8 protein-coding genes are annotated in these 12,652 nt (G+C 60.3%); 3 read left to right on the forward strand and 5 right to left on the reverse strand.

What is annotated here, in order from left to right:
• Positions 1-1,896, reverse strand: coding sequence for an ABC transporter transmembrane domain-containing protein (locus ROTMU0001_RS08135; RefSeq protein WP_005509144.1), 1,896 nt, complete (start codon positions 1,894-1,896; stop codon positions 1-3).
• A gap of 397 nt (positions 1,897-2,293) precedes the next feature.
• Between ROTMU0001_RS08135 and ROTMU0001_RS08140 the strand changes: the two genes are divergently transcribed.
• On the forward strand, positions 2,294-4,894 hold the full coding sequence (locus ROTMU0001_RS08140; protein WP_005509145.1) for a DEAD/DEAH box helicase: 2,601 nt from the start codon (positions 2,294-2,296) through the stop codon (positions 4,892-4,894).
• Between the two features lie 81 nt (positions 4,895-4,975).
• Positions 4,976-6,427 (forward strand): alpha/beta fold hydrolase, encoded by a 1,452-nt coding sequence (locus ROTMU0001_RS08145; protein ID WP_044143860.1) that lies wholly within the window; start codon positions 4,976-4,978, stop codon positions 6,425-6,427.
• Between the two features lie 111 nt (positions 6,428-6,538).
• Here the strand turns inward: ROTMU0001_RS08145 and ROTMU0001_RS08150 are convergent, their stop codons facing one another.
• Both ROTMU0001_RS08150 and ROTMU0001_RS08155 read right to left on the reverse strand, forming a co-directional pair.
• The gene (locus ROTMU0001_RS08150) at positions 6,539-7,744 is read right to left on the reverse strand and encodes a TerC family protein (RefSeq protein ID WP_005509147.1); all 1,206 of its coding nucleotides are present in this window, start codon (positions 7,742-7,744) and stop codon (positions 6,539-6,541) included.
• A gap of 307 nt (positions 7,745-8,051) precedes the next feature.
• Positions 8,052-8,657 carry an NAD(P)-dependent oxidoreductase gene (locus tag ROTMU0001_RS08155; protein WP_005509148.1) on the reverse strand — a complete coding sequence of 202 codons (606 nt, stop codon included), beginning with the start codon at positions 8,655-8,657 and terminating at the stop codon, positions 8,052-8,054.
• Positions 8,658-8,849: 192 nt separating this feature from the next.
• On the opposite strand from ROTMU0001_RS08155, the gene ROTMU0001_RS08160 reads away from it, so the two are divergent.
• On the forward strand, positions 8,850-9,311 hold the full coding sequence (locus ROTMU0001_RS08160) for a winged helix-turn-helix transcriptional regulator (protein WP_080548187.1): 462 nt from the start codon (positions 8,850-8,852) through the stop codon (positions 9,309-9,311).
• A 79-nt stretch (positions 9,312-9,390) separates the two neighbouring features.
• Here ROTMU0001_RS08160 and ROTMU0001_RS08165 read toward each other — a convergent pair whose 3' ends face one another.
• Both ROTMU0001_RS08165 and uvrB read right to left on the reverse strand, forming a co-directional pair.
• Positions 9,391-10,170 (reverse strand): ornithinee aminotransferase, encoded by a 780-nt coding sequence (locus ROTMU0001_RS08165; protein ID WP_245534301.1) that lies wholly within the window; start codon positions 10,168-10,170, stop codon positions 9,391-9,393.
• Positions 10,171-10,335: 165 nt separating this feature from the next.
• Positions 10,336-12,504 carry an excinuclease ABC subunit UvrB gene (gene uvrB / locus ROTMU0001_RS08170; RefSeq protein WP_005509151.1) on the reverse strand — a complete coding sequence of 723 codons (2,169 nt, stop codon included), beginning with the start codon at positions 12,502-12,504 and terminating at the stop codon, positions 10,336-10,338.
• Positions 12,505-12,652 lie beyond the last annotated feature (148 nt).

Raw genomic sequence — 12,652 nt, forward strand, 5'->3', positions numbered from 1 at the left:
CTAGTTCACCTCCTGATTCTGAGTGGTTTCGGTCTGAGCAGTTTCAGACTGAGCGGTTTCCGGGTAGCCGTCGCGTTCCATGCGGCGGGTCGTCTCCGCGGTCGTGGAGACAACGTAGACCTGCTCCAAATCCTGTAGCAGGCCGGGGTAGCCGACGGGCAGGCGGTCGCTACCGACCTGGGTTTCCATCGCATCGTAGATGTAGCGCTGGCTGGGTTCGTCCACGGAGTTCAGCGGCTCGGTCAGGATGAGCACCTGCGCGTCCTGTGCGAGTGCGCGGGCGAGTGCCAGACGCTGACGCTGACCACCGGAGAGGTTCGCGCCTTCACTGGTGATGCGGGCGGCAAAGTAGTCTTCGGGGTTGCGTCCGCCCAGTCGGTAGGCGATTTCGCGGGAGTCGGTAATCTTCAGCAGCTCCTGGTCCTTTGCCTGTGCCAGCTCCTCGTCGGGGTTCGGCACGGTGCCCAGGCGCAGGTGCTCCTGCAGGGTTCCCGCAAAAATCATGGGGTTGGGTTCGCTCAGCAACACGCGGCGGCCGGAGGCGTCCTTGAGGTCCTCTCCCCCACGTCGCAGGGTGCGGGCGAGCGCCTCGGCATAGTCCTGCGCGGTGAGGTTGTAGTCGCGCGGGTTGACGTACACGATGCGCGGGTTGCTAGCACCGGTGGGGGCGACGGGTACGGGCACCTCGAAGGTGCTCGCCTCGACTGTTTGTTCGGCGCGTGCCAGCTGCGCCATTTCTTCGTCGGTGCGCGGGCTCTTCAGCACGCCCTGGCGTACGCCCGCGTGGCCTTCGAGCCGGGCGACCTTGGCGAGCGCAATCTTGGCGTAGCGCCATTCCGTCAGAAAGTTCTGGGTAATCCAGATGGGGCCACCCATCATCGCAATAATGGAGGCGACGGTCACCAGGGACGCGGCGGGGGTGTCGGAGACCCAGCGGCCATTTTCGACATGGCCGGTGAGGGCGAAGCCGACGCCGAGCAGGGTCACGGCACCGCCGAGCAGCGCGCGGATGAGGAACATCCAGCGGTGCGTCTTTTCATAGCGCATGTAGCTGTCGAAGACTTCGTCAGTGCCGCGGTGGTAGCGCTCACGCATCTGTTCCTCGGCACCGAGGCCGGCGATGGTGCGCAGACCGGTGGCGATGTCGGAGGCGCGTGAGGAGGCTTCGCCATCCTTCTCACGGTATTCGCCAATCTTGGATTCGAGGAAGGACGAGTACCAGGCAATCACGCCGACCACGATGAGCGTACCGATGAGGGTGACAATCGCGGTGACGGGGTTGATGAGCCAGAGCTGCACGGCACCGAGGGTCGCGATAATCATGGCATTGACGAATAGCGGCAGTGAGAAGTAGACGGCCGTGATGCGGCGTACGTCTTTGTTCATGACGGTGACTGCTTCACCCGCATCAACGGTTGTGCGGGTGCGTCCCATGAGCCGGTTGATATAGATGCGCCAGTCGCGGCCGAGTTCTGCGCTGAGGGTCATGGAGGTACCCCAGCCGAAGAACTCGTTAATCACGATGAAGGTGATGGATGCGACGACCACCCAGAACATGGGCCAGGCGTCGGGGGCTTTGCCAGCGATGTGCTGGTTGATGAATTGACCCACCATGACGGGGATCAGGATTGCGCCGATGCCTGCGGTGGTTTCACCCACGATGGGGATTGCCCAGCGGTGCCAGGGGTATTTATGTCCGGGCGCGGTGACTCGCAGGGCGAGGCGCTTTTTGAGGGCTTCCTCTTCAGCTTTGCGCAGTTCGCTGCCGGTTATTCCCTGTGCAGATTTTTTCTGAGCGGCTTTTTCCTGCGTGGTTTTGTTATGCATGGATTCTTCATGCGTGGCTTCTTCACGCGCAGCGTTTTCTTGTGCCTTGTCAGCGTTGTATTCAGTCATTCAACGTTTCTCCTTTCTCTTACCCTATTCCTTTATCAATGTGGCACGCAACACTAAGAGTGTATTAGGTGGAGCGTGTCGTTATTTTATGCAACGTATTTTGGGGCGTGTATCGACCGCACAGTATGAGCCGGCATCAATTGGCGGACTTGAACCTAGGCGGTAATTTATACGGCATGGAGCCCTACGGTGTGGGGCTCTGCAGCGTGGAGCCTGTACCTTCGACCTTCTGAGCGCAGGATTATGCATCGCTGCACCTAAAGCGCTTTGTTCTACCCTACCTGAACTTTAGGTTTTCCTGCGTTAGAGCACGCAACTTCGCGCGCCCATGCCGAGTTGTTCCCTCGTAACGATAACGCCCCCGCGCCCGCCCTATTCCCGATAGACTGGAATTCTCATGAGTATTTTGAATTTTCTTTCTCCCACGCTGGGTGAGAATCCCGGCGACTACAATCGACGCGATTTTAAGGGCAACCCCCTCACCGCCGAAGAAATCTATGAGGCATTCACCGAGTGGATTTCGACCCGCGGCATGACCCTGTACCCCGCCCAGGACGAGGCCGTTCTGAGCATTGCCGCCGGACATAACGTGGTGCTGGCAACCCCGACCGGTTCCGGTAAGTCCACTGTGGCTGTTGCCGCGCATTTTACGGGCCTGGCGACCGGTCAGCGCTCCTACTACACCGCCCCCATTAAGGCGCTGGTGTCTGAGAAGTTCTTTGACCTGATCAATATTTTTGGTGCCGAGAACGTGGGCATGATTACCGGCGACTCCGCCATTAATACGGAGGCGCCCATTATCTGCTGCACCGCGGAAATTCTCGCCAATATTGCCCTGCGCGAGGGTAAGGACGCGGACCTGTGCCAGGTCATCATGGACGAGTTCCACTTCTACTCTGACCCGCAGCGCGGCTGGGCATGGCAGCTTCCTCTGCTGGAGCTTCCGCAGGCGCAGTTCCTGCTGATGAGCGCAACCCTGGGCGATACGACTCGCTTCCAGGAGGAGATGACGGCGCTGACCGGTCGTGAAAGTGACCTGGTGGCGCATTCTGAGCGTCCCATTCCGCTGCATTTCTACTACTCCACCACCCCGGTTCAGGAGACAGTGCAGGAGCTCGTGCAGACCAAGCAGACTCCGGTCTACATTGTGCACTTCTCGCAGAAGGCGGCGCTGGAGCAGGCGAACGCGCTGCTGTCGGTGGCTATTGCTTCGAAGGAAGATAAGGAACGCATCTCCGAGCTGATTGCTAAGTTCCGTTTCGGTCCGGGCTTCGGTAAGGCGCTGAATAAGCTGGTGCGTGCCGGTATCGGTATTCACCACGCGGGCATGCTGCCCAAGTACCGCCGCCTCGTCGAGCAACTGGCTCAGGAGGGTCTGCTCAAGGTGATTTGCGGTACCGACACCCTGGGTGTGGGCATTAACGTGCCCATCCGTACCGTGCTGATTACGGCGCTGTCGAAGTTTGACGGTGCCCGTAGCCGCCGTCTGCGTGCCCGCGAGTTCCACCAGATCGCTGGACGCGCAGGCCGCGCCGGTTTTGATACCGCCGGCACCGTGGTGGTTCAGGCACCCGAGCACGATATTGAGAACGCTCGCCTGCTGGCGAAGGCTCAGGCGAAGTTCGGTGACGACACCAAGCGCATTAACCAGTCGCTGTCCTCCAAGCGTAAGAAGGCGCCGGAAGGCTTCGTTGGCTGGTCCGAGAAGACCTTCGAGCAGCTGGTAGAAGCAGCCCCGGAGCCGCTGACCTCCTCCTTCGATATCACCCATTCGATGCTGCTGAACCTGATGCACCGCCCGGAGAACCCGGTCATTGCTGCGTACCGCATCATTCAGGAGAACCACGAGAGCCCCGCGCGCCGCCGCGAGCTGCTGCGCAAGGCAATCGGCATCTACAAGGAGCTGCTGACCGGCGGCGTGATTGAGCGAACCAACACCCCGGACGAGCACGGCTCCTACCTGCGCCTGACCGAGGACCTGCAGGATAACTTTGCCCTGAACCAGCCACTGTCCGCTTTTGCGGTCGCCGCGCTGGAACTGCTCGACCCCGAATCGCCCAGCTACGCGCTGGACGCGCTCTCCCTCATCGAGGCGACCCTGGATTCGCCGAACCAGGTGCTGTACGCGCAGGAGCGCAAGGCGAAGAACGAACTGTCGGCACAGTTGAAGGCGGACGGTGTGGACTACACCGAACGCATGAACGAGCTGGACAAGGTCACCTACCCGCAGCCCCTGGCGGAGCTCATCGATCAGGCGTACACAACCTACAAGCAGTCCGCGCCGTGGGTGGCTCGTTTTGAGCCGCGTCCCAAGTCGATCGTGCGTGACATGTACGAACGCGCGATGGGCTTCAACGACTTCGTGCAGTACTACTCGCTCGAACGTGCCGAGGGCGTTCTTCTGCGCTACCTCTCTGACGCGTACAAGGCGCTGCGCCACACCATCCCCGATTCTGCCGTGACCGACGAGCTCGACGACATCATCGAGTGGCTCGGCGAGCTGGTACGCCAGACCGACTCCTCCCTGGTGGACGAATGGGAGAAGCTGGCTGCCGGCGAAGACACCGCGACCATTGCAGCCGAGCACGCCTCCATCGAGGAGGAAGAGCCTCCCGCCGTGACGAAAAACCTGCGCGCCTTCCGCGTGATGGTACGCAACGCCCTCTTCCGCCGCGTGGAACTCTTCGCTGACGAGCGTGACCGCGCCCTGGGCGCCCTCGACGAGTGGTGCGGCTGGGATGCCGACCGCTGGGCAGACGCCATGGACGACTACTTCGACACCTACGACGACATCTACACGGACGCCGACGCGCGCTCGCCTCGCCTGGTCAGCATGGATGAGGACACCTCCGCTCATCCGGGCGTGTGGAAGGTTCAGCAGAGCTTCGCCGACCCCGAAGATAACTTTGACTTCGGTATTCGTGCCGAGGTTGACCTGGCGGCATCCGATGAGGCGGGTTACCCGGTGCTGAAGATTCTGAGCGTGGGCGAGTTCTAAGGCTCCAATTGAGACTCCGCCCGAGGCTCTGCCCAGATGTTGCCCATAGTGGGCTAGAATACAGAGTATCTATCTATTTGAATGAAAGAAGGTTCACCGTTGACCGTTTCTTCGCTTCCCAAGGTTGAGTACCGCAAGGGTTCGGTCGTCAAGCACGACGGCTACGAGATTACCGACCACTGGTTCCAGGTTCCCCTGACCCACGGTCTGATTTTCTCCAAGGGCAAGGATGCCGCTCTCTCCTCCCGTTTCGCGGACCAGACCATCACCGTGTTCGCCCGCGAGGTTGTGAGCACCAACGAGACTCTGACCGTTTCGGCTGATAAGCGTCCTTACATTGTGTACCTGCAGGGCGGCCCCGGTTTCGGTTCGCCGAAGACCGGCTCCATTGGCGGCTGGATTGCTGAGCTGGCGAAGACTCACCGCGTGGTTCTTCTGGATCAGCGCGGTACCGGCATGTCTTCCCCGCTGTCTGCCCGCAACATCACCGCTGTGGGTGACGCGCAGGTTCAGGCTGAGTACACTGAGCTGTTCCGTGCGGACTCCATCATCGCTGACGCGGAGGCTGTCCGCGAGGTGCTGCTGGCTGACCGTGCCGACAAGCGCTGGTCCACCATTGGTCAGTCCTTCGGTGGCTTCCTGACCCTGTCCTACCTGTCGTTTGCACCGCAGTCGCTGCGTGACTGCCGCATCACCGCGGGCCTGGCGCCGATTCGTACCTCCGTGGACAACGTCTACCAGCACACCTTCGACCGCATGAAGGAACGTGTTGAGGAGTACTACAGCTGGTTCCCCGAGGACGCTGAGCTCGCTACCCGCATTGCTGAGCACCTGCGCACCCACAAGGAGTACCTGCCCACCGGTGAGCGTCTGACCGATCACCGCTTCCAGATGGCTGGTCACTTCCTGGGTGGCCGCTGGCGCGAGCGCGGTCTGCACTACTTCCTGGAGACCGCTTTCGCTGAGGGTAACGACCACCTGTCCGATCAGTTCCTGACCGCTATGGGTGCCGAGGTGACCTTCCAGGCGAACCCGCTGTACGCCCTGATGCACGAGACCATTTACGCTGACGGCCCCGCTGACGGCGTTCTGCCCGGCATCCCCGGCTACGAGCTGTCCCCCTCCCCCGCGCCGACCAACTGGTCTGCTGCTCGCGTGGCGGCTTCCCGCCCCGAGTTCGCACCGGATGCGGACCGTCTGCTCTTCACCGGCGAGCACATCTTCCCCTGGTACTACGAGGAGGATCCCTCGCTGCGTCCGCTGGCTGAGGTTGCAAACCTGCTGGCTGAGAAGAAGGACTGGGGTCGCCTGTACGACCACGCACAGCTGCACAAGAACGAGGTTCCCGTGGTGGCTGCGGCGTACAACCCGGACGTGTACGTGGACTTTGAGCACTCCATGGAGACCGCTCGCTGGGTCGGTAACACTCAGGTGTGGACTTCGAAGACCCACCACCACGACGGTTTCGGTTCTGACTCGCTGACCGTTCTGGGTCACCTGAAGAACATGCTGGCTGAGGTTCACAACCAGTAATTCTTCTGAAATATCTCTGATATAGCTAAAGCCCCTCACCCCGGTTGATCCGGTGTGAGGGGCTTTAGTGTTAGCGCCAGCCTGGTGAGGCCGCACGCTCAGTAGCTCAAACTACTTCGAGGAGGAAGCGTGCGCATCCTGTGCGGTGCGGGCACGCATCACGAGGGCGTGGTATTCGTCTTCCTTCTCAATCAGCTCGTCACGCAGCTTCTGCGGAATAGTCTTGAGCTTCTCGGTTTCCTGCTGCCAGCGGGCGGTGATGTCCGCACGCTCGGCGGCGGGTGCATCCTCGGGCAGTGCCAGGTACTTCTCGGAGAGCGCCTGAACACGCTGAATGGTCTGCAGCGCGCGGCCCTTGGGGCTGAGCAGCGAGGCAAGCACGGTAATGATCAGGACGCCCACGATGACCATCAGCGACATTTCGGTGCTGATTTCGACCACGTGCACGGGCTCGCCGTGGTTGATGAACGGCAGGTTATTCTCGTGCATTGCGTGCAGGATGAGCTTCACACCAATGAATGCGAGGATGGTCGCCAGGCCATAGGAGAGGTAGACGAGGCGGTCCAGCAGGCCGTCAATGAGGAAGTACAGCTGGCGCAGACCCATGAGGGAGAACGCGGTCGCGGTGAACACAATGTAGACGGACTGGGTGAGGCCGAAGATCGCGGGGATTGAGTCGAGCGCGAAGAGCAGGTCGGAACCGGCGATAGCGACCATGACGAGCATCATGGGGGTCATGACGCGCTTGCCGTTTTCGATGGTGAAGAGCTTGTCGCCGTCGAAGTGGTCGCTGGTCTTCAGGTACTTCTTGGCGAGGCGGACCATAATGTTGTCGGCTTCGTCGTCGCCGTCGCCTTCGGTGATTTCGTCCTTGAGCAGGTTACCTGCGGTCATGAGCAGGACCAGGCCGAAGATGTAGAACACCCAGGCGAAGGAGTTGATGATCGCCGCGCCGGCGAAGATGAAGGAGCCGCGCGCCAGGATCGCGAAGACGATACCGAAGAGAAGGACCTTCTGCTGATTCTCACGGGCGACACGGAAGGTGCCCATAATGATCATGAAGACGAAGAGGTTATCGACCGAGAGAGCTTCTTCGGTGATGTAGCCTGCGTAGAATTCGGTGGCGGCGGAGGGGCCGTTCGTCACGAAAATGTACAGGCCAAACAGCAGCGCGATGCCGATGTAAATACTCGACCAGATGGCCGCTTCCTTGACGGAAGGTTCGTGCGCCTTACGAACGTGGAACACGAAGTCGAAGGCCAACAGACCCGCGATGATGAGAATAGTAACCAACCATTGCAACCCGGTAACTTCCATGGGGAGCCTTTCTTGTGGTGTGCGTACAGGACCACAAGTCTCTCCCGCCGACCTGAATGGAGGTCGGCTCGATTCACCGGTTAGGCGCCTTCGGCTAACGTGCTGACGATGAGTCGATTGGTGGGATACTCCCTTGCTCGGTGAACGATTATACAGCAGGTTGAGGTTTTCGCACAGGAGCCCCTCCGGAGGGCTTTTCAAGAGCGAAGCACGCCGAAACACCGCATCCTGCAGGGTTATCCCATCGGATGCGGCGTTTCGGGTGATGAATACGCGTTTGCTAGTTAGTGCTGTCTAGCTGGCGCCGCTATGAGTTGGCAACGGTGAAGCGGCGGCCCGCGTGCTTGGGCTCTTCTACCTCATCAATCAGGGCGACAGCAAAGTCCTCGGCGCTCACGAACTCGCCTGCGGGGGTGTCCAGCGCGGTGTTGTACTTGCCGGTGCGCTCACCCGGTGCGATTTCGAACGCCGGGGAGAGCATGGTCCAGTTCAGGCCCTCGGATGCGCGGTAATCGTCAAGAATCTGGGCGAATGCCTTCGCCTCGGGCTTGTACTCTTCCGGGAAGCCTTCGCCATCAACGAAGCGGTTGCCGTTGCCGTCCTCGAGGGAGCCAGCGCCGCCAACGACCAGCAGACGACCGGTGGGTGCCGCCGCGATCAGTGCGCGGTGTGCGTCGATAATCGGCTGCGCGGAGGTGCCGCGACCGCCCGGGACGGCAACAATGGTGACGTCGTGGTTGTTGACGATGTCGACCAGTGCCGCGGTGTCTGCAAGGTCGATGCTGTGGGCGGTAGCGCCTTCGGGTGCATTGCCGGAGCGAGTGTAGGCGTCGACCCGGTGGCCGCGGGAGATTGCTTCTGCTACGGTGCGTGCGCCGACCATACCGGTTGCGCCGATAATTGCGATGTTCATGAGGGGTTCCTTTCGGGTGGGTATTCTGTAGTTTTTCTTGCGGTGTTCCGCGTGATGGTTTTATAGTATCTATTGGAAACTGGGTACCTCAAGGTAACCATTGGGGATGTGTGGAAAATATTTAAAAATATTTTTCGCACCCTTCACCACCCCCGCAAAACAGCCCCTCAGCAGATTGAAAAGACCGTAGCTATGACCACCACGCTCACCTCCCCCACACGCGAAACCACAGACACACGAGAAACCATAGAAACCACCCGCACCGCACAGGACGACCTGCCCGCCAACATCCTTGCCCACGCCTGCCCATCCCGCACCGTGATGCGCCACCTCACCGACCGGTGGACCCCGCTCATTGTTGCGGCGCTCTCTGAGCAGCCCGTCGCCCGCTTCGGTGAGCTCAAGGCGATGATTCAGGGTGTCTCCCCCAAGGTCCTGACCCAGACCCTGCGCTCCATGGAACGCGACGGCCTGGTGGAACGCCGGGTCACCGCTTCCATTCCGCCGCGCGTAGACTACAAACTGACCGCGCTCGGTACGACCCTCATTGAGCCGATGACCGCACTGCGCCACTGGGCGCAGGACAATATGCAGGCGGTACTCGAAGCCCGCGAGCGCTACGACGTCGCCGCACTAGAGAGCGGCGATGCGTAAAACAGCGCTCTGAACAACCTCCAGATAAAGCAGTAGCCCTCCCTGTGAACTATTACGGGGAGGGCTACTTTTCATTCAATTAGGTCGTCATGTTGAAGGTCGGCGGGGTGAAAGCAATCGCGTTCACCTGCTTGTTCGTATCAAGCGTGCCGTTCTCCTGAATCGTCGGGACGGTAATAACCACCTCGAACTGGTACATGCCTTCCATGAGCGTATTGCCACGCAACGCAAAACGCGCGGAGATGCCGGTCGCCTTATCATTCACGCTCGACGCGAAGGGAATGACCTGACCCTGAACGGTCTGAGTCTTGCCGTTGCGGGTCATAACGGTTGCCTTGCCGGTCGGGTCAGTCGTGAAAATCTGGCGGTCAATGATTTTACCCTCGGGCGAGAAGAGGTAAATGTCCATGGACGGGTGCAGGTGCGTGGTGCCGGTCGTCGCCTCCAGCGCGGAGACGTTGTAAGTCATCACGAACTCACCGCAGTTCAGGTTGAGGTCGCCCTCGGGGCCGTGAGTCGCCTCGTACACGGACATGAGGCGAATCGTTGCGGGGTTCGGTGAGGTTGCGTTCTCCATGGACCACCACGCCTGACCGGTCTCCGGCGCAGTCACGGGCTTGTTCTTGGTGCGCGACTGCAGGGCGCCACTGGCGGGATTGGTAATCATCCAGCCACCGACCTGGGTGAAGTCCGGGCCGTGTACCGTCTTGCAATCATCAGCCGAAGCAGCGAATGCGGGTACCGCCGTGGAGGCGGCAATAGCGGGCACAGCCCAAAGCGCGCCGCGGGTGAGGTTGCGGCGGGTAACGGAACGAGCTCCCGTGGTGTGTGCGTCTGAAGAGTTATGAGAAATAGTCACAGATTTTTCTTTATCGTTCGGAAGCATCAAGGTTTTATTTGACACGTAAAACACCTTGATAGTGTACAGCATGTATCTGCACTCAGTAGAACTTCATGAACAATGAGTTACCTCATGGCGAAAAACCCACGTCGGCCCCTAAACGCCGGGCTTAGAACACCGGGTTTAGGCGTGACCCGCCTCCTTCATCAGGCGTAGCTCCTTCTTCAAATCGGCAAGCTCATCACGCAGACGCGCCGCCAACTCAAATTGCAGGTTCTCCGCCGCCACGCGCATCTGCTCGTTCATCTGCTCAATCAAATCCAGCAGATCCTCGGCGGGTGCCGCAGCCAGGCCGTCGGCACGAACGCGCGCCTCCGCACGGGCGAGAAGCTCCTCCGACTCCGGGGTGCTCGTGGCAATCTTCGACGAGGTCGCAGAACCGGTCTTCGCACCCGCGCTCACCGTGCGGGCACCCTTCTTACCGCTCTTACGCTGCTGCAGAAGCTCGCGGGTGTCCTCTTCCTCGCGGGCGAGAACATCCGTAATATCGGCAATCTTCTTACGCAGCGGCTGCGGGTCAATGCCGTGCGCACGGTTGTACGCCTGCTGAATCTCGCGGCGGCGGTTCGTCTCATCAATCGCCACGCGCATAGAATCCGTAATCTTATCGGCGTACATGTGCACCTGGCCGGACACGTTACGCGCCGCACGACCAATCGTCTGGATCAGCGACGTGGTCGAACGCAGGAAGCCTTCCTTATCGGCATCCAGAATCGCAACCAGTGACACTTCGGGCAGGTCCAGGCCCTCACGCAGCAGGTTAATACCGACCAGCACATCAAAGGTGCCCAGGCGCAGCTCACGCAGAAGCTCCACGCGGCGCAGGGTATCCACGTCAGAGTGCAGGTACTGCACCTTCACGCCGTGCTGCAGCAGGTATTCGGTCAAATCCTCCGCCATGCGCTTGGTGAGGGTCGTGACCAGCACACGCTCATCACGCTCGACGCGCACGCGAATCTCCTCGAGCAAATCATCAATCTGCCCCTTGGTCGGCTTGACCACAATCTCCGGGTCAATCAGGCCGGTCGGGCGAATAATCTGCTCCACGTAACCATCAGCCTGCGACAGCTCATACTTACCGGGGGTCGCCGAAAGGTAAATCGTCTGGCCAATACGCTCCAGGAACTCCTCCCACTTCAGCGGGCGGTTATCCATCGCCGACGGCAGGCGGAAACCGTGCTCAACCAGGGTGCGCTTACGGGACATATCACCCTCATACATGGCGCCAACCTGCGGGACCGTCACGTGCGACTCATCAATAATCAGCAGGAAGTCATCCGGGAAATAATCCAGCAGACAGTTCGGGGCGCTGCCGGGGGCACGACCATCAATATGGCGCGAGTAGTTCTCAATGCCATTGCAGAAGCCCATCTGCTCCATCATTTCCAGGTCGTAGGTGGTGCGCATACGCAGACGCTGCGCCTCCAACAGCTTGCCCTGGGATTCGAGGGTCTGCAGGCGCTCGCGCAGCTCATCCTCAATGGAGGTAATAGCCTTCGCCATGCGCTCCGGGCCGGCAACGTAGTGACTTGCGGGGAAGACATACATTTCTTCTTCCTCGCGAATTACCTCGCCGGTCAGCGGGTGCAGGGTGTAAATCGCCTCAATCTCATCACCGAAGAACTCAACGCGGATCGCGTTCTCCTCGTACATGGGGATGATTTCGACGGTATCGCCGCGCACACGGAACGTGCCGCGGTGAAAGTCCATGTCGTTACGCGCGTACTGCATCGCCACGAACTGGCGCAGCAGCTCGTCGCGGTCAATCTCCTCACCGCGACGCAGAGTCACCATCTGCTCAATGTACTCCTCGGGCGTGCCCAGACCGTAAATGCAGGACACGGTGGCAACCACCACCACGTCGCGGCGAGTCAGCAGGGAGTTTGTCGCCGAGTGGCGCAGACGCTCCACCTCCTCATTGATGGAGGAGTCCTTCTCAATGAACGTATCGGTCTGCGGCACGTACGCCTCAGGCTGGTAGTAGTCGTAGTACGAGACGAAGTACTCCACCGCATTATTCGGCAGAAGCTCGCGCAGCTCATTCGCCAGCTGCGCCGCCAGGGTCTTGTTCTGCACGAGCACCAGGGTCGGACGTTGCACCGCCTCAATTAGCCAGGCTGCGGTCGCGGACTTACCGGTACCGGTAGCGCCCATCAGCACAATGTCCTTCTCGCCGTTCTGCACACGCTCGGTGAGCTCAGCGATAGCCTTCGGCTGATCACCGGCAGGCTGGAAGGGGCTGACCACTTCAAAGGGGGCGACGATGCGGTTAATTTCGGGTGCGTAACTCATGTATCCATCCTAGGGGAAAGCCGCCCCATACGCCCCAGGATTGGTCACCCCTTTTCTGCTGGCGCAATATAATCACGCGCAATGTACTCGCCACGATACCCCCTGCCCCACCGGTGACCACATGCCAGTGGGGCACCTCGCAGGTAAG

The sequence above is a fragment of the Rothia mucilaginosa ATCC 25296 genome, assembly GCF_000175615.1.
GTDB classification, from domain to species: domain Bacteria; phylum Actinomycetota; class Actinomycetes; order Actinomycetales; family Micrococcaceae; genus Rothia; species Rothia mucilaginosa.